General features: G+C 55.2%; 16 protein-coding genes and 1 tRNA gene. 4 read left to right on the top strand and 13 right to left on the bottom strand.

All coding sequences use genetic code 11. The features are described from left to right. Window positions 1-21 precede the first annotated feature (21 nt). The 3 genes from tmk to SJY36_RS06395 are packed head-to-tail and all read right to left on the bottom strand — an operon-like array spanning window position 22 to window position 2,652. Window positions 22-660, bottom strand: coding sequence for a dTMP kinase (gene tmk, locus SJY36_RS06385; RefSeq protein WP_386173721.1), 639 nt, complete (start codon window positions 658-660; stop codon window positions 22-24). Beyond that, on the bottom strand, window positions 657-1,826 hold the full coding sequence (locus SJY36_RS06390) for a D-alanyl-D-alanine carboxypeptidase family protein (RefSeq protein WP_005852693.1): 1,170 nt from the start codon (window positions 1,824-1,826) through the stop codon (window positions 657-659). The genes tmk and SJY36_RS06390 overlap by 4 nt, the downstream gene beginning before the upstream one ends. A 22-nt stretch (window positions 1,827-1,848) precedes the next feature. After that, window positions 1,849-2,652 (bottom strand): SPOR domain-containing protein, encoded by an 804-nt coding sequence (locus SJY36_RS06395; RefSeq protein ID WP_009826690.1) that lies wholly within the window; start codon window positions 2,650-2,652, stop codon window positions 1,849-1,851. Between the two features lie 344 nt (window positions 2,653-2,996). Here SJY36_RS06395 and SJY36_RS06400 point away from each other — a divergent pair. Further along, window positions 2,997-3,086: transfer RNA gene (locus SJY36_RS06400), tRNA-Ser, on the top strand. A 340-nt stretch (window positions 3,087-3,426) separates the two neighbouring features. On the opposite strand, the gene SJY36_RS06405 is transcribed toward SJY36_RS06400, so the two are convergent. Beyond that, window positions 3,427-4,971: an anti-phage dCTP deaminase gene (locus SJY36_RS06405; protein ID WP_386173723.1), complete on the bottom strand. Its 1,545-nt coding sequence runs from the start codon at window positions 4,969-4,971 to the stop codon at window positions 3,427-3,429. A gap of 80 nt (window positions 4,972-5,051) precedes the next feature. Between SJY36_RS06405 and SJY36_RS06410 the strand changes: the two genes are divergently transcribed. Beyond that, window positions 5,052-5,219 carry a hypothetical protein gene (locus tag SJY36_RS06410; RefSeq protein ID WP_386173726.1) on the top strand — a complete coding sequence of 56 codons (168 nt, stop codon included), beginning with the start codon at window positions 5,052-5,054 and terminating at the stop codon, window positions 5,217-5,219. A 309-nt stretch (window positions 5,220-5,528) separates the two neighbouring features. On the opposite strand, the gene SJY36_RS06415 is transcribed toward SJY36_RS06410, so the two are convergent. The 9 genes from SJY36_RS06415 to SJY36_RS06455 all read right to left on the bottom strand — a co-directional run bounded on the left by SJY36_RS06415 (window position 5,529) and on the right by SJY36_RS06455 (window position 13,868). Beyond that, window positions 5,529-5,984, bottom strand: a complete 456-nt coding sequence (locus tag SJY36_RS06415; protein WP_386173728.1) for a hypothetical protein — start codon at window positions 5,982-5,984, stop codon at window positions 5,529-5,531. Window position 5,985: 1 nt separating this feature from the next. Then, on the bottom strand, window positions 5,986-6,861 hold the full coding sequence (locus SJY36_RS06420; RefSeq protein WP_138923652.1) for a hypothetical protein: 876 nt from the start codon (window positions 6,859-6,861) through the stop codon (window positions 5,986-5,988). Next, entirely contained in the window at window positions 6,858-9,800 is a 2,943-nt protein-coding gene (locus SJY36_RS06425; RefSeq protein WP_386173730.1) for a class I SAM-dependent DNA methyltransferase, read from the bottom strand. Before SJY36_RS06425 ends, SJY36_RS06420 begins: the two co-directional genes overlap by 4 nt. A 79-nt stretch (window positions 9,801-9,879) precedes the next feature. Further along, window positions 9,880-10,530: a hypothetical protein gene (locus tag SJY36_RS06430; RefSeq protein WP_386173732.1), complete on the bottom strand. Its 651-nt coding sequence runs from the start codon at window positions 10,528-10,530 to the stop codon at window positions 9,880-9,882. Window positions 10,531-10,742: 212 nt separating this feature from the next. After that, entirely contained in the window at window positions 10,743-11,180 is a 438-nt protein-coding gene (locus tag SJY36_RS06435) for a helix-turn-helix domain-containing protein (protein ID WP_386173734.1), read from the bottom strand. A 124-nt stretch (window positions 11,181-11,304) separates the two neighbouring features. After that, entirely contained in the window at window positions 11,305-11,592 is a 288-nt protein-coding gene (locus SJY36_RS06440) for a hypothetical protein (RefSeq protein ID WP_386173736.1), read from the bottom strand. Between the two features lie 96 nt (window positions 11,593-11,688). After that, the gene (locus tag SJY36_RS06445) at window positions 11,689-11,883 is read right to left on the bottom strand and encodes a helix-turn-helix transcriptional regulator (protein WP_386173738.1); all 195 of its coding nucleotides are present in this window, start codon (window positions 11,881-11,883) and stop codon (window positions 11,689-11,691) included. Between the two features lie 96 nt (window positions 11,884-11,979). Beyond that, complete coding sequence (locus SJY36_RS06450) at window positions 11,980-12,648, bottom strand: hypothetical protein (protein WP_386173740.1); 669 nt, start codon at window positions 12,646-12,648, stop codon at window positions 11,980-11,982. Next, on the bottom strand, window positions 12,648-13,868 hold the full coding sequence (locus SJY36_RS06455) for a tyrosine-type recombinase/integrase (RefSeq protein WP_386173742.1): 1,221 nt from the start codon (window positions 13,866-13,868) through the stop codon (window positions 12,648-12,650). Before SJY36_RS06455 ends, SJY36_RS06450 begins: the two co-directional genes overlap by 1 nt. 255 nt (window positions 13,869-14,123) lie before the next feature. Here SJY36_RS06455 and SJY36_RS06460 point away from each other — a divergent pair, with 255 nt between their 5' ends. Next, window positions 14,124-15,467: an esterase-like activity of phytase family protein gene (locus SJY36_RS06460; protein ID WP_386173744.1), complete on the top strand. Its 1,344-nt coding sequence runs from the start codon at window positions 14,124-14,126 to the stop codon at window positions 15,465-15,467. Between the two features lie 238 nt (window positions 15,468-15,705). Then, window positions 15,706-16,821 carry a glycine cleavage system protein T gene (locus SJY36_RS06465; protein WP_386173746.1) on the top strand — a complete coding sequence of 372 codons (1,116 nt, stop codon included), beginning with the start codon at window positions 15,706-15,708 and terminating at the stop codon, window positions 16,819-16,821.

The following is a 16,821-nucleotide window of genomic DNA, read 5'->3' on the forward strand; positions in this document are numbered from 1 at the left end:
TTGCGGCGGCAGGAAAAGGGGTCAGCGCGCATCAAGACGCGGGCGCACCTGCGCAAACACATCCGCCGCAACCGCATCGATGGATTGTGCGCCGTTGATGGTGACGAAACGGTCGGGGAATTCAGCGGCAAGCGACAGGAAACCGGCGCGCATGGCGACCTGCAGGCTTTCGCCGAAATCCTCGAACCGTTCCTCGACCGTGTTGCGCGACAAGGCGCGGCTGAGCCCTTCGCCAGGGTCCATATCGATCAGGACGGTGACATCGGGTTCGACGCCGATCATCAGGCTGTGCAACTGGTCCACGGCACCGCGCAGGTCACCCCGGCTGAGCCCCTGATACATGCGGGTGGAATTGGCAAAGCGGTCGCAGATCACGATCTTGCCCGCCTCGAGCGCAGGCAGGATCGTGCGTTCAAGGTGATCCCGACGGGCGGCGGTGAAAAGCAGGATCTCGGTTCGGGCGGACCAGCGGTCGGGGTCGCCCTGCAAGACCAATGCGCGAATTTCCTCGGCCCCGGGGGAGCCGCCGGGTTCGCGGGTTAGCACGACCTGATGCCCGTCGGCCTCAAGCCGGTCTTTCAGTAATTTGGTCTGGGTCGATTTGCCCGAGCCGTCGATACCTTCGAAGCTGATGAACAGGCCCTTGGCCGCGGTGCTCACGAAGCGGCCTCTGGCCCTTCGTTCAACCGGGTCAGCAGATGGCGGGCCGCGGCTTCAAGTTTGACCATGAACCCCCCTGCGGCAACGCTGTCGCGGGCAACCAGCGGGGCACGTACCTCTGGCAGATCACCACGGGTCAGTACCAGTTCGCCGATGTTCTGGCCCTTGGTGATGGGCGCGCGCAGCGGGCCGGTATAAACCACCTCGGCCGAGACATCGCTGCCGCCGGACACAGGCACCAGCACCGACAGATCGCTCTCCAGTTCAAGGCCAACGGCACCCTGCGCCCCAAGCGCCACGGGGGCTTCGGCAATCATGGTGCCGGCTTTGCCCATGGACCGTTGCGAGAATTGGCGAAAGGCCCAGTTCACAATCGATTCCGATTCCTGCGCGCGGGCCGCGGCGCTTTCGAGACCGGACAGAACAAACACAACGCGGCGGTCGCCCTGTTTGGCAGAGCCGACAAGCCCGTAGCCCGCTTCTTCGGTGTGGCCGGTTTTCAGCCCGTCCGCGCCAATGCCAAGCCCCAGCAGCGGGTTGCGGTTGGTCTTGTTCTGCGGTGCGCGCCCGTCAAACAGGAATTCGCGCTGCGAGAACATCGGGTAATACTGCGGGTAATCCTCGATCAGGCGGGTGGCCAGCAGCCCCAGATCGCGCAGCGACATGCGGTGACCGGCGGCAGGCCAGCCGTTGGAGTTCGCGAAGGTCGAGTTGGTCATGCCCATCTGCTGCGCCCGCTGGGTCATCAGGCGGGCAAAACCGGCCTCTGACCCATCGGGGCTCAGCGCTTCGGCGATGACGGCGCAGGCGTCATTGCCAGACAGCACGATAATGCCGCGCAGCAGGTCTTCGACCTTTACGCGGTCGGTGGTGTCCAGAAACATGGTCGACCCGCCGTAGGACATGGCGTGCTGCGACACGGGCAGCTCCTCTGTCAGATCCAGCCCGCCATTGCTTTTGCCCCGCTCGATCGCCTCGAACGCCATATACAGCGTCATCAGTTTCGACATGGAGGCCGGCGGCAGCGGTTCATCCGCGTTCTTGGTCAGCAGCACGGTGCCGGTGGTCTGGTCGACCACATAGGCCGCGCGGGCCTGTGTCTCGAACGCCTGCGCTGGCAGGGCCAACAGAAGGGTCGCAATCGTGGCTGCAAAAATACGGATCATGGCAGTTTCCTTTGGCGGTGGGTCAGTTCGACACGGCGTAGGCGTCAGAGAACCCTTCGGTCTTGATGGATTTCAGCAAATTGGTCAGTTCGGATTTCGTAGCGGCAGGGCCGACGACCACGCGCCAGAACGGCTTGTCGTTGATCTCGCTGCGTTTGACGGTGGGCAACATGCCCGCGCTGCGCATCTGGTTGGCCGCGCGTTCGGCATTTGCCTCTACGCTGAAAATGCCGATCTGGACAAAGGGTTTGGCCAGCGAAGACGCAGGTTTGGGGGCTGCGGGTTTCGGGGCCGTAGGGGCTGCGGGTTTCGCCGCAGCGGGGGCGGCATCAATCGCGGCACCTGCCGTGACAGCGACCGGATCAAGCGTGGTTTCTGTCACTTCCGACGGTGTTTCGATCGTGCCTTCGGGGGCTGCGTCGGGGGCAGGGGTGTCGTCGACCTCCTGACGGCGCAGGGCAGTGACGTTCAATGGCGCAGGGGCACCCGCCAGAATACCAAGGGCCGCCGCCGCATCAGAAGACATCTGCAGTTTGGGCCCGGGCAGATCGCGTTCACGGCGGAACAACGCGCCGATGACGAATTTGCCATTGGCCTCGTTGCGGATGATCACCCGTTCGGGATCGGTGACATCGGGATGCGCGACCCAGACACCGCCAAGGCTGGGGCGTCCGTCCCAAAGCCCCTGATCACTGACCGAGAAAACCTCGGGCGCTTCGACGTCACGCTCCACCAGCTTGGTCGAGCTGGACGGTGCCGCAGCAGAGCCTTTCTGACCGCCGGTCAGATTGCCGACCGCATCGCAGCCCGCCAAAGTCGTCATCATCAGCAAAACCCCTACCGTGCACCGCAGCGGCCGGTTGCCAGAAAAAGGGTGTAGCCTGAGGCTGTTCATGTCCGTCGTCCTTGCCTGCTGGCGCGGCGTTGTCCGCCGCCGCCTGATCGCGCCGTCAATACGGCATGTTTGATGCCCCATTGCCGGGGTCTTTGCGCTACACTAACGCGGGTACAGGGGTTTTGGAAAGGCTGACAGGACGGCATCGGCAAATTTCCCCACCCGGTCGGAACCCGCCCAACACGGGCTGCCGCTGTCTTGCGTTACGGTGCCACAGTGCGCGTCATTTCCAGGTTTGCAGAATTGCTGACACCCCTCTATGCGGTGCTTGCTGCGGAGGAGTGGCAGAGTGGTCGAATGCACTGGTCTTGAAAACCAGCGTGCGTGAGAGCGTACCGTGGGTTCGAATCCCACCTCCTCCGCCAGTGGAATATTAATTATAGAGTAAAATCAATATCTTGGTGTGTATTGATTTTCTTTTGTCCCCCAATTTGACCGCCAATTTGATTTAGCATGGCTAGCTTTTTTGTATGCATTTTGACGGTGTGCAGACTTGGCGAATGGATGCGGTCTCGTACTCACTGAGGATGCCTCCTAACCCGCCCCGTCTGTACGCCAAGGTTTCCCCAACGTTGGATCACTCAAAGGCTTAGCTATCTGCTTGAAGATAGACGGGTTCACCTTCCACCCAAAAACGGATGACCTAGTTTCGACTTCCTGACCTGCCCCCAGGGCTCCCTCATTCATATCGAGAGTTTGCGGCCATCACTCAGTTGGATCTGGTGCTTCTTTACGCAAACCTAGTGTAGTTGCATTCTGGGGTGAAAATTTAGTGACTGAATCTAACATCTTCTTTTGAAAGATAATCTCTCTTTCAAAGTGCTCTTGGTACTTTGAAGTTAGAACGGGAAAGGATTTGCGCGGTTCCCATTGAGCCACATAGCCACGTCCATCCTTTGAAGAGCTTTTTTGAAATAAGCTACGGTAGCGGACGGGGGTTATTCCGACAAACTGCTCAAAAACGACTAGCCCATTCTTCTTGGTTACAGGGTCAATCAATATTGAATCTGGGTAAAGATAATCTGCAAAGCTTTTGGGGTAAGGTTCAAGGTAGACCACCTTTGAAACACCGGATGCGACGATGTGTTTTGAGCAATTGTGGCAGGGGAACGTAGTGCAATAAAGGGTCGAACCTAATGTTGAGATCCCCAGCCTTGCTGCTGTAGAAAGAGCCGCCATTTCAGCATGGACCGCACGCCCAAATTCGAGAGTATCCATAATCTGGCTATCTTGGAGGGGAGCATTTTCGTCATCCAGATATTTCTTAGAAATCTCAGCATCGGTGATTTCATTGTCTGAGAGTTCATTTCTTTCGCGAAGAATCTGGACTACTTCGGTCACCATTTGACGCTTGCGAATGGTATTCAGATCCATCCCTAGCGCTACATCACGGGCGTCAAAACCATCATTTGACCAGTATGTGCCGCCACCTGCCTTTGGTGCTTCATTATAACCAGTTGCCGCTATGTCACCTTGTCGTTCGATTGCTGCACCGACTTGCCGCGCTGTGTCGCAAGACGTTAGTGCAACGTTCATTGCAATGTTCTGAAAAAATTCTGGTCGTGTCGGGGAAACTGTCGGATTGCCGAATAGGGCTTCAAAAAACCGTTTCAGGGTATGCTTTGAACCAGTTTCTGATGAGCAGTCGATAATCATATCGGCCAAATGGAAGACCTTACCAACCCGCTGACCGAAGTCCTTTGAAGCTTCTGAATTATCAATGTCGATAAGATGTTTTGCCGCTGAGGCCCATGTGTCTGGCTTAGGTTTCCCTGCATGGCCGCCAGCGATCTTTCCAGCTAAAGAAGAGATGCGCTCTTCCATTGGAGTGTGGCAAGACACCAAAATAAACTGCTCGCCATAAACCTCACGTAGCGCTTTGGCTTCCTCGGGTCGCTTTATCTGATCTATAATATAGGCTTGGCGGGTGGGGCCATCTGTAGAAGGTGTTACGTTCTCGCGAGTGCTTGTGATGCCGCTAATTGCGACGGAAGCGAAGAAGTCTTTTCGGTTGGCGAGTTCACGCACCTTGTTGCATGCGTCAATTCTCGTCTCATAGCGCTGTTCAATCGGTTCATCTACAAGTGTCACACCGACGTCTACCTCCGCCAGATAGTCTGTCAGTTTTATCACATGTGACCGGTAGTGTAAGGAATGCAATGTCGCATCAATCCACTTAGCTGCTGTGACGGTATCAACCCCCATGCGACCAACGATGCCAATAATGAGCTCAGGATAGACGTCGGACATTATAGCGCACTCTCTGTTCATTTTCTACGTTTCAATTTTCGCGAAGCTGTGTTCAAACAAGATAACAGGGGAGAAAAACCATGCAGTCAAAACAACAAAAAAAACCAATCAACTTCTCAAATTCTTTCGAAAAAACAGTAGCCCACTTCGATACGCTAAGCGAATCCAAAAAGCGCGATGTCGATCTTTCAGAGCGTCTTCAAGCTATGCAAAATGCCGATAGGGACCAGGCTGTTCTGGTTGAGTGAGGGATTTTCGTTACGTTCTAAAGCCCTCACGATCACAGGGTCGACAACGTGGGGCAAATAGGTTCACTTTCCTTTCCACTTATCAGGCGGCTAAATTTCCCTCAAACTCCAGCGGTATTCATTATCGTAACACCTGAGAAGTTGAGCTGCTTTCTATAATATGTTGTTTGCAGCGTGCTCTTGGATTAGGTGAAACTCCGGACACCTTGGTGGGTTAGTTACCCATCGAAAGGCTGTGTTGTTCGCCCAATTCAACATGTTGACTTAGTGCGGATTTGGCGCGCTGGCTTTATTCGACTACGTGTCACCTCAGAAGTTAGACCATACCTTGATTTTTACTCTTTCGGCGAACGAGTATTCCCGATCTTTCAAAAGATCTTCGGCCACCTTCCATGGTGAAATTTTCCGCAAAGCCGCGCATTGAGACCCTCCCTGGCGAGGAGACTTCACTACAGCATCAAACGCGCTGTCTAGCTGTGCCTCAGGTGCGCTCAGCGCCTCAGACAACCAAAACAGCATGGGTGCGCACTGGATGCGGTTATATGCATAGGAAGCACCTCTGAGCACTTTGGTTTCACGCCTATACGCGCCGAGACCATCATATTCAGATAGCCATCCAATCCAGTGCTCTTTTTGAGACCTATACCAAGCACCAGAAAACCCAACGCCAACTCCGATTGCTTTTTCAAGTTCTGTGCAGCGGGTGCAACTGTACGGCAGGGGGCGGATATGCGCCAACAGGCCCATGGGTGAAAGCTCTTTCAATCTAGCCTTCCCTCAAATCTCGCGCGCGGTTGATAAGTTCACGGAAGACTTCCTCATGAGTTTTCAAATCCTTGTCGGTGACACGAATTCTATAGTTCCCCCAACGGGCGCTGTATTCAAGGGTCTCAACGCCTGCATCTGCTAGCAGTGCATCCACCTCACCCGTTTGGGGCAGTTTAGGCTCGAAAATCATAAAGGATTTTTTCGGACGGAAGGCGACATAGTTGTTTGCTCTGCCATCTTTGATGAGGCCTACATAAAACTTATTGTATTTAAGCTCGCAAATTGGATCACCTTCCTGCACGATTTTGAACATTCGATCCATCAGTGCGACTGTCTTTGGAGTTCCTTTTTCTTTCTCCCAGTAAGAACGGTCGGTTGGGGCGCTTATGGCATCTTCATCTTCATCGACCAGACCAAGCCGCATCTCGTCCAGCACTTTCGTGAACACAAGCGTCACGTGTTCGCCCACCTCAAAAGCCTGCATTTGAATGGCAACGACTGGCATTGCACCGTTGAACAGAGATATAACGTTCAGGAAGCGGCTGGTGATGTTTTCGGCAACGATGACAGCGCAGTGCTCATATTGAGGGTAGCGTTTCCGTTCAATATCCCAGTACTCAATGGTCCGGATGATGTGGGTTTCGTCAGTAGATCCAAGCTGCAATTCGACCTCATAGCGTTTGTAGGTCTCCGGGTCTTGCATCAGCAGATCCAACCGCCCGGCACGTGGATGAATGCGTTCACGGTCACGCAGAACGATTTCACCCAAACCAAGGATGGACGGATCATCTGCAATGATGTCCTGAACCCAGTTTTCGGAATAGACAGGGTGGTTCTTGAGAGAAATTGGTTTTGGGCGGGTGAAATTGATCATTTTTTTGATTTGGCCTTTGCTTTGGACTTTGAGGGCTTCTTGGTGGTTGCTTTGCCCTCAGCCGCTGCGCGCTCTTGGTTCAGCTTGAATAGGCGGGACAGGATTTCGTCTTCTGTCAGCAAGCCAGCGCGCCAGTGGTCGCCCCAGCTGTAGGCCTCCGCCACCGCTTCATCGAGCGCCTTATGGGCGTGGTCGAGCCATGCGGGGCGGGCATTGTAGAGGTTGGTCAGGGTGCGTTTCTTGAGTTTCTTGGCGGCGGCTTCGTCTTTGGGCAGGATGCGGTCGGGGTAGCCCGGCGCCACCTCTGGCACGCGGTCCACCAGATCAGCGGGGTTGAGCCAGTTCTCGCGTAATTCGTTCAGACGGGCGGCGGCGGACGCGATTTTGACGGCGCGCGGGTCGTCGGCATAGTCGGCGGCGGGTATGTTGGGGGTGAGGCCTTCGGGGAAGGGGAAAGTTTCGAATGTGGTTGAGGGGGTGTAGCGGGGGTCGTTTCCTTTGCCTAGGAATGTACCCATGCGCAGGGACCAGAGTTCGTGGAAGGAGGAATGTAGTATGCCAAACGTAGTGTCGTCGTCGCGGGCGATTGCAACTACTGCTGAGTCTGGCACGACATCCGAGGATGCCCAGACAAAAATACGATATTTTGCAACGCGTGGACTGAATATCGCTCGGGTGCAGTTTGTAGTAGCCTTTTTGAAGCCTGGAACTGTTTCGCCGTGCTGCCACCAAAATTTCTTACGTCGTTCGCGTCGGTTCTTGTCTCTGAGCGGTTTCACTTCTCGAAGTGTATACTCAAAAGGTGCTTCAAACAGGCATGCCTCTGTTTCAGGCAAAACACCAAAATCTACTATCCAACGTCCAGATGGCCGTCTTGTAATGTCAGCTCCATTCAAAAGCGGTTTCACGACAGCGATGTTCGACTGGCCATTTGGGTTTTGAGGGCCTTTGATCCAAGTTCGGGCCAAATCACCGTTTATGTCAAAGGGGCCAATTTTCACAGGTCCTTGAAAAGCAGAACTCTTGTTTTCTAACAGACGAACCGAATCTGTTAGGTCGAAGTCACCAACTTTCGCCGTAAGGTCCGAAAAAACCTGCTCGACATCGCTTCCATTCAATTTCGTTTTTTCAGCCTTCAATCCATCGAAGCAGATTAAGGAGACCCTGACTGCGGCTCCATCAACGGTCCATTCCTCATCTGCCCATGCCTCGAATATCTGCCCACCTTCCACAATGGGTTTCAAAACCTCTCTATTGGCACCGCCACGAATTGAATTTGTGCAAACTAGGCCTGAGCGAGTTAAGTCTCCTGATTGAATTTGTGCCCACGCCTTCACAAACCAATAGGCTACCAGATCAACACCGCCTGACGCTTCCGAAAATGCCTTTCTTAGCTCCTGAGTGTAGTCCTCGCCAAGCTCTGCAATCATTCGCTTGTTGCCCAAAAACGGCGGGTTCCCAATCACCACATCCGCCTTGGGCCACTCCGCCCGCGTCCCGTCTGGCGCAAGCACGGCGTCCCTGTTCTCAATCGTATTCAGAGTGCGCAAAATCGGATTCTTGGCCGCTTCAAACCCGTTGCGCCGCATCCACTGGATTTCACCAATCCAGACAGACACCCGCGCCAGCTCCGCCGCATAGGAGGACAGCTCGATCCCCAGCACCACCTCCGGCCCCAGTTGGGGAAAGCCGCGCGGCAGGCCCAGCGCCTTTGCCTCCAGATTGACGCGATGCTCGATGTTTTTGAGTTCCAGCAAAGCGATATAAAGAAAGTTGCCAGAGCCGCAGGCAGGGTCCAGCGCGCGAAACGCCTTCAGCCGTGCGATAAAGCCAAGATGTAGTTTTTCCGCCTTGTCGAGTGCGCGGGTTCGGGCGGCAAGCTCTTTGTCTCGCAAAAGTTTAGCCTTGGTCTCTTTCGGCGCTTTATCTAGGAGAACTTCAATCTGCGCTTTTACCTCTGCCCATTCGGCCAACAATGGTTCGACAATCACGGGATTGACGATTTGCATGATTTTATCGCGGTCGGTGTAATGCGCGCCAAGTTGACTACGTTTCGCCGGGTCCAGCCCACGTTCAAACAAGGTGCCAAGTATCGAGGGGTCAATGTCGGACCAATCCAGCGCAGAGGCGCGTATCAGGTCGTCTAGGTCTTCCCATTCCAGTGGCAGCACGTGGTCACTGTCAAACAGACCGCCGTTGAACCATTCGACGGTTTCAAATCCGACCAGCCCGCCGACTTTCATGGCACCGAATAGCGCCTTGGCATGGATGGCAAAGGTTTCGGGTTTCGGGCGTGCAGTCTTTATCATCCGCTCAAACATTTTGTTGGGCAGCAGGTCCACGTCTTCGGCGAACATACAGAACACAAGGCGGTTGACGAAATGCGCGACCTCTTGCGGCTCATGGCCGCGTTCACGCAGGCGCTGGGCAAGGTTAGCAAAATTCTTTGCGGCCTGTTCGGTCAGCAGTTGTCGGGTTTTGACAGGTTTCAGCTTTTCGGGATCAAGAAAGGCATTGCGCAGCAAGTCACGGTTGGCGGCGTCCGTTAGGTCTTCTAGGGCAATTTTGTGGACGTTCTGGACAGTGTTGGTCCAGTTGGTGTGGATGCGTATCACATCCATGTCCGACACAATCAGTAGGGGAGGGTTTTCCAGTGCAATTGCGTATTGCAGCAGTTGGTCAAACGCCCTGTCGAGGTTGGCGCGCTTGCCTTTGTATTCCCATGCAAAGCAATCTTTGCGCCAGACGTCTGCCCAGCCTTCGCCGCCGCTTGTTTTGGAAGCGCCTTTTTCGAATGTGAACCAGTCGCCTTTTTTATCAGATGATACTGGGTCTTCGACCCCCAACAAGCCGCACAGGTCGTTGAAATGTGATTGTGAAGCGGTGCGTTCTTTCAGCTCAACGTTGCGCCATTTTTTGATAAATTCTTGCGGCGTCATTATTATTCCCACGAATACCAATACGTTCCACTAGACGGTGCGTAGTTTGCAACGTCAACCAGAGGTCGTGTGAAAAATGCTATTTGGTGTCCGGCCGTAAAAACATCTCACGTTCCTCAGCGCTGAGAAGGTGGTCAAATTTGCTGAGAAAATGATAGTCCGCTTGGCTCTCGTAGCGCTCAATCTTGGAACGCTTTTTTCGATACGTCTGTTGCCACATGCCCTTTGGTCTTGGGGGAATGCTTTTGGCCATCCCCGGCTCACCACCTAGCGATGCGCGGATTTTGCTTGCTTGGCGTAACTTGCGCTCATGACTGGGTTTTGTTTGGCTTGTGTAAGTGACGTTTGCACAGTGGCGGCAAAAAAAATACTTGTCGACTGAGTAAAGCCTACCAACGCGGCGGCCGCAAGGAATGCGGTTTTTGACGCTTGGGCAGATGAAGTAGGGACGCGTTCCACCAAAATGGCAGCGGGTTCGAGCAATTGCGATGATTAGAGTGACATGCTCCCAATCGCCCCCGTTTTTTCGCGCTTTGTATTCTAAGATAAAGCGGTCAAACTCAGCCCTGTAACCCACTCGGCTAACTTCTATGCCATTTACAAAATATGACCAGCAGCCCCCACTACCGGGGCGCAAGCGGCCTGATCGGTGAACATCCTCTATACTTAATGAGATGCAATCCTCAGCCTTCTGTTTCCTTGGACGGTGTACTGTACCAACTCTGCTCATCAATGCTCCTGATACCTGCCGAAATCATTAGTGGATTTCTTGGTTTTTTGTGAAAAAGTGCTCCAAGTCTTGGATAGTTAAAGTCTGTTTCGGCAGACTCCATTCATAGGATATCTCGTTCCTGAGAGTGGTTAGTATTAGTGTCCCACCTGAGTACCCAGCCGCGACTGTGAAATGGTCCTGACGGGTTCTTTAATGGACCCAGAGGCGGGCTATGGGTATCGAGGTGGTCCCATCGGCGAAGGTGCCGGGTACTCAGGTGGACCGTCTTTTGTTTTTGCGCGCCACTTCTGCCAATCGTTTGTCGCCACTTGAATGCCCTTGGAAGTCTGCATCCGCTTGGTGGTGAGCCGCCATTCATGCGCTTTTCGGTGATACCAGTTCCCAGGGTTTTGCAGGGCAATGAACCCCTTTTCCTCAAGTTCGACAAAAGCGCGCTGGGCGGTGCCTTTGGATATGCCCAGCGCCTTAACCGCCTCATTCATAGACAGCCTCACATTACCGTTGTTGCCGCCGTTAAAACGAGTGTGCAGTTCCAGCCAAACCTTGATAGCGGCCCCCGAAAGAGACCGCCATGCTTCAGACTTTAGCTGCGCATAGGGCAAGGTGGTGTATTGTTCTTTGTCAGTCTTGCGCTGGCTTTTGCCCATTAGCGATGCCCCCCGCGTAGTTCGTTGTAGGTGCGCGCCCAACGGTCTGGCAGTCTGCGCTTGTGCATAAGGTGGCGCTCAAATGGGGTGACAGGGGGCAGAGGCGGTGTGGTGGGTTCGGTTCTCATGTTAGCACCTCAGACCCTAGCAATTGCACCTGAGCGCTACAGGACAGGACGTATCTGGCGTGAGCGCCGGGATAGTTGCCTTCGTGCGGTTCCATGATGGTTTCTATCGGGATGCCAAGTTCCCTCAGGCTAAAGACGTAGCTGGACCAACGCGGCGCAGGGTGCGTAAAAGGGGTGACGCCTTTTGCGCCAGCTTCAACAAGCTTTGTTGTTGCCCAGCCTAAACGGCCATCAAGTTCAAACGTGCGGGGTTGCTCGCTCAGGAGCGTTACTCGGATTTTCATTTACTGAATCCTTGTTTTGTGGATTGCAGCGCGGTAATTGGAAGGTGTCTAGACTACCCAGCGCCCGCGCCAGTTTTGTTACAGCGTGGGCGTTGCTTATTTGTTGGCCCCATGGGACGTAGGCCGATTCGCCAACCAATCAGTTATGTCTCTTTCTGACCAAGCCACGGCGCGTTTGCCGATGCGGATAGGTCTAGGAAACTCACCCTTTTTCATCATGTCATAGATTGAGCTACGGCTAAGTCCTGTGGTCGCTTCAACTTGCGGGCGGCGCAGATGTCTTTTGGTCATTTCTTATTTCTCCGGTATTGTTGATACCGCTTTGAAATGACTTGGAATGTCACTTCGAAATAGCCAGCAGGATTTAACTTTTGTTTCGATACTCTGTCACGATATGGTTCGGGCAGGCTTTCGACCGGGTTTTGATATGTCAGGACGATGTAACCTTGCCATGTTCCAAGCGAACCTGAATTGACGAACGCTCATTTCCTTGCCTAGTTGGTCCTTTGCGTCATCAAATTTACTAAGCTCGCCATTATCAAAGAGCTGAATGATACCCTCTGAGACCGCTTTAGGTGAGAGGTTCGGAGCAGGAGAGAGGTTCTGAACTGAACTAACAGAAACCGTATCTGGATCGTTGGAACTTCGCGACGTTCCTTGTAGTTGTTCACAGAATTCCGTGAAGCTAGCTTCCAAGAAAATGACTGGCAGATGCAGAAATGGTCCATAGCGGTTTTTTAATTCAAATTCTGACAGTGGTTTCGTTGATTGCTTCGCTGCATGAGCGGAACCTATTGTCCCCACAATCAGGTCAATATGATCGTTTGCACTAAGGCTAGGATCTGATGTGTGTAATAGCATTCTGGACGCTGGAAGTGCTTCACCGCTCGGAAGGCAAACTGCAATCTCATCTGTTTCCAGCGTAAACAACCAAACTAACTCAAAGATATCTTCGCCATCATAATCGATCAGACCGTAGTATAAGTCTTCAGCAATTATCCATTTGAGTTGGCTAACGATGTCATTAAGGCTTATCCAGCCCACTGGAGCAAACACTAAGAAATCCTCACGATAGAGTTTTTGAGACCGTTCAAATATGCATGCCAGCGTTCCATCAGATTTCTACGCTTGTCAAAGAAATCCGACCGCGCATATGCGGCCTCTGCCTTGTCCTTTACCGTATGGGCAAGTGCGGCCTCTGATACATCGCGGGGCGTGTTGGTGCGCTCTTGGGTCCATGTCTTGAATGAGGTACGAAACCCGTGCACGTCAACGTCATACCCCAGCGCCTTGGTCAGCTTTGATAGTGTCATGTCAGACAGTGGCTTGCCATATTTGGTACCGGGAAACACCAGACCATCGCTAGGCCCCAGTTTGCGTGCCTGTGACAGCACCTCAAGTGCGCGGGGCGATAAGGGGACCCGATGCTCTTTCTTCGACTTCATGCGGTGCGCTGGGCGCGTCCAGATGGCTTGGTCCAGATCAAACTCCGACCATTCCGCCAAACGCACCTCGCCAGACCGTGACGCCGTTAAAATAACCAGTTCTAACGCCAGCTTGGTGGCGTCCCCTGCATCAGACGCTTTGAGAGCGTCGAGAAATTCAGGCACCTTGTCATAGTGCAGGGCTTTGCGGTGAGCTTGGGTCTTGTCCTGTTTAGGCAGGGCTTGGGCGATGGCGTCCGCTGGGTTGTCTTGCCGCCATCCGTTTGCCACGGCCCATTTCATGACGGTGCCGATGCGTTGACGTACCCGCCGCGCCGTTTCTGGCTTTTCCAACCAGATGGGTTGCAGCACTGCCAAGACGTCCGCCGTGGTTACCTCTGAGACTTTCAAATTGCCGATGCGGGGGAAGGTGTAGGTTTCCAGCGTCGATATGAATTGCGCAGCGTGTTTCTTGTTGCGCCATGTTGGTTCGTGGATCTTGTGAACTTTGCGCGATGCTTCCTCAAACGTCAGCAAAGCCTCTGAGGCGCGTTTGGATTGTAGTGGGTCACCACCCGAACGCGCCAGCTTGCGATTCTGCAGGGCGGCTTCCCGCGCCTCTGCCAAGGTGACAAGCGATGCGCTGCCCATGCCTATCTCTGTCCGCTTGCCGCGTATCATGATGCGCTGCACCCAACGCTTTGCACCAGACGCATCGACCTTTAGAAGCAGCCCGTGGCCATCGGTGTATTTGCCGGGGGCGGTGACGCTACGCACGAATGCAGCGGACAGCACCTTTTCTGCCCGCTTGCTTGGTTCGGTTCGTTCGATTGCTGGTTTCTCGTCCGCCATTCCGTCCCCCATTATTATCTGGAATATGGGGGGCGGCGCTGGAACAATCAAGACTTATATTGTTGTTAAGTTATTGAATTTAGTAATTTACTGGAATTTAGTGGAATGTTGAAAGGCGGACACCTCCTCCGCCATTATCCCACCTATCCATCGCGCCTCTCCCCAATTCCGCGCCTGTCGTGGAACCGTCACCTTTGCGTTACGCGGCTGTTACCAGAATCGCGCATCAGGGGCCGTCTTTAACGGAGAGCCCTAATGAAACACCCTATTGTTCCTCTTGCCTTGTCCCTTCTGGCCGTCCCTGCTGCCGCGCAAGAGACGTTTGACGCCACGCTTGCGGGCCATGCCTACCTGCCTGCGCTGAGCCTTGTCGCGCCGCCTGCGGATGCGCCGAAGGATGCGTGGATCAGTGGTAAATTCACTGGTGGCGCGCGCAATGGCGTGCCGATGTCGGTGCCGGGCGATACGGGCGGGCTACATGGTAAACGGTTGACGGGGCTGAACCTGCCCTTCATTGGCCAGCCGTTGCAGGGGTTTTCCGGTTTCGCGATGAACCGTGCCGAGGATGGGTCGGTCTATGTACTGACGGACAACGGCTTTGGCTCCAAGGCGAACAGCCCCGATACACTGTTGTTCTTCAGCCGGATGGACGCTGATTTCGACACAGGTGAGGTCGAGATCAAGGAAACGGTTTTTCTGCATGATCCCGATTTCAAAGTGCCCTTCCGCATTTCCTATGGCGGGACAGACAGCCGCTATCTGACCGGCGCGGATTTCGATCTCGAAAGCATCCAGCGCGTCGGCGACAGCATCTGGATCGGCGAGGAGTTCGGCCCCTATCTGATCGAGGCCACATTGGACGGGCGGATCAAGGGCGTCTATCCGACGATGGTGGATGGTGTTCAACTGAAAGGGCCGGACACGCCCGGTATCTCGGCCACATCGGTGAAGGGGACGGATTGGACCGTGCCACGCTCGGGCGGGTACGAGGGCATGGCGCTGCAGCCTGAAACGGGTTTGCTGTGGGCCATGCTTGAGAAACCTCTGCTGGCCGCGAGCGGCGAGAACGAAGGTGATTTCCTGCGCGTCATGGCCTTTGACCCCGAGGCACGCGACTGGACGGGCGAGGGCTTTAAGTTCAAGCTGGCCGAAGGGGCCACGGCGATCGGTGACTTCAACTTCATCGACGAGACCCGCGCGCTGGTGATCGAGCGTGACAATGGCGAGGGCGAGCCTTCGTTGAAATGCGCTGGTGACCCGCAGGCGGATTGTTTCCCGAACCCCGCGATGGTCAAGCATGTGGTTCTGATCGATACTGCCGATGTGGATGCCGAGGGCTATGTGCGCCGCATTGGTCAGATCGACCTGATGAACATCGCCGACCCCGAGGGTAAGGCCCGCATCGAAACCGATGGCGGCGAGGCAGGGCGGTTCAGCCTGCCGTTCTTCACCATCGAGGACGTGATGCGGGTGGACGAGACGCATATCATGGTCGCCGTGGACAACAACCTGCCGTTCTCATCCGGGCGCAAGCTGGATGCCGCTGCGGATAACGAAGTGGTGCTGCTGAGCGTGCCCGACCTGCTGGCCGCGCAGTAACCTGACGCGCCCCTGTCGCAAAGGATGCCGAAGGGGGCGTTTCACACCCTAGACACACCCTAGGCCCCGCCATTGCCCGCGCATCCCAACCTTTGGGAGGATGCCGGTTGATGTGCGGGGCTTTGCCGTGTCAGAAAAAGCGAACGCCCGCCTGCTGGCATCAATGGGCCCTGACCCCCGCGCCTTGGGTTAGGGCACAGGGGTGGTACGGTGGGCCTTGGTAAAAGGATCTCCCCCCATGACGTTTCAGATCGGCATTGGCCCGAATAATCGCAAATCCGCCTATTTCGACGCGACTGTCGCAGAGGGTGTGGCTTGTTTCTCGGTCTATAATCACATGTTCATACCAGCGCATTACGGCGACCCCGAGGGGGAATATGACGCGCTGATGAACGGTGTGGCCATGTGGGATGTCGCGGCGCAACGGCAGGTCGAGCTGTCCGGGCCGGATGCGGCGCGGCTGATCCAGTATCTGACCACGCGCGATATGTCGAAAACCCGGATCGGGCAGGGGCGCTATGTGCCCATGTGCGACCATCAGGGGCGGCTTATCAACGACCCCGTGCTGCTCATGCTGGCGCAGGATCGATATTGGCTGTCGATTGCGGACAGTGACATCGCCTTATGGGCCAGCGCCATCGCGGCGGAGCGCGGGTGGGACGTGACCGTGGCTGAGCCAGACGTCTCCCCGCTGGCGGTTCAGGGCCCCAAGGCCGAGGCGGTGATCACCGCGCTGTTCGGCGACTGGGTGCGCGATCTGAGGTATTTCGGGTTCAAGCAAACGCAGTTGGGGGATATCCCGCTGGTGCTGGCGCGGTCGGGCTGGTCGAAACAGGGCGGCTTCGAGATGTATCTCCAGGACAGCAGCCGCGGGGGCGAACTATGGGCAATGGTAAAGGCCGCAGGCGCGCCCTTTGGCATCCGCCCCGGTGCGCCCAATGACGTTGAACGGATCGAAAGCGGGCTGGTGTCCTATGGTGCGGATGGTCGTCTTCAGACCAACCCTTGCACCCCGTATGACATCGGTCTGGGCAAGCTGGTCGATCTCGAGACCCCCGAGGATTTTATCGGCAAAGAGGCGCTGCGCCGCATTGCGGATGAAGGCGCACAACGGGAAAGGTCAGGCTTTGTCATCGCGGGCGCGCCACTGACGGGGGCGGCACATTCGATTCCCGTGCTGGACGATAAAGGCCAGCCGCGCGGCGTGCTTAGCGACTACGTCTATTCCAAACGTTTCAAGGCCAATATCGGCGTCGGGATGATCGCATCGGATGCAAAGCAAGCGTCGCTCCACGTGGTCATTGCGGACGAGGCCCGCAAGGTAACCCTGCGCAGCCTGCCATTTGAAAGCTGA

It is taken from the genome of Sulfitobacter sp. R86518, from assembly GCF_042466275.1.
GTDB classification, from domain to species: Bacteria; Pseudomonadota; Alphaproteobacteria; order Rhodobacterales; family Rhodobacteraceae; genus Sulfitobacter; species Sulfitobacter pontiacus.

Bases quoted from the DNA above. Each gene is read 5' to 3' on its own strand.
- SJY36_RS06425 (WP_386173730.1), bottom strand. From the start codon at position 9,800: ATGACGCCGCAAGAATTTATCAAAAAATGGCGCAACGTTGAGCTGAAA.
- SJY36_RS06395 (WP_009826690.1), bottom strand. From the start codon at position 2,652: ATGATGACGACTTTGGCGGGCTGCGATGCGGTCGGCAATCTGACCGGC.
- SJY36_RS06405 (WP_386173723.1), bottom strand. From the start codon at position 4,971: ATGTCCGACGTCTATCCTGAGCTCATTATTGGCATCGTTGGTCGCATG.
- SJY36_RS06465 (WP_386173746.1), top strand. From the start codon at position 15,706: ATGACGTTTCAGATCGGCATTGGCCCGAATAATCGCAAATCCGCCTAT.
- SJY36_RS06445 (WP_386173738.1), bottom strand. From the start codon at position 11,883: ATGACCAAAAGACATCTGCGCCGCCCGCAAGTTGAAGCGACCACAGGA.
- SJY36_RS06430 (WP_386173732.1), bottom strand. From the start codon at position 10,530: ATGAGCAGAGTTGGTACAGTACACCGTCCAAGGAAACAGAAGGCTGAG.
- SJY36_RS06435 (WP_386173734.1), bottom strand. From the start codon at position 11,180: ATGGGCAAAAGCCAGCGCAAGACTGACAAAGAACAATACACCACCTTG.
- SJY36_RS06440 (WP_386173736.1), bottom strand. From the start codon at position 11,592: ATGAAAATCCGAGTAACGCTCCTGAGCGAGCAACCCCGCACGTTTGAA.
- SJY36_RS06420 (WP_138923652.1), bottom strand. From the start codon at position 6,861: ATGATCAATTTCACCCGCCCAAAACCAATTTCTCTCAAGAACCACCCT.
- SJY36_RS06460 (WP_386173744.1), top strand. From the start codon at position 14,124: ATGAAACACCCTATTGTTCCTCTTGCCTTGTCCCTTCTGGCCGTCCCT.
- SJY36_RS06455 (WP_386173742.1), bottom strand. From the start codon at position 13,868: ATGGCGGACGAGAAACCAGCAATCGAACGAACCGAACCAAGCAAGCGG.
- SJY36_RS06390 (WP_005852693.1), bottom strand. From the start codon at position 1,826: ATGATCCGTATTTTTGCAGCCACGATTGCGACCCTTCTGTTGGCCCTG.
- SJY36_RS06410 (WP_386173726.1), top strand. From the start codon at position 5,052: ATGCAGTCAAAACAACAAAAAAAACCAATCAACTTCTCAAATTCTTTC.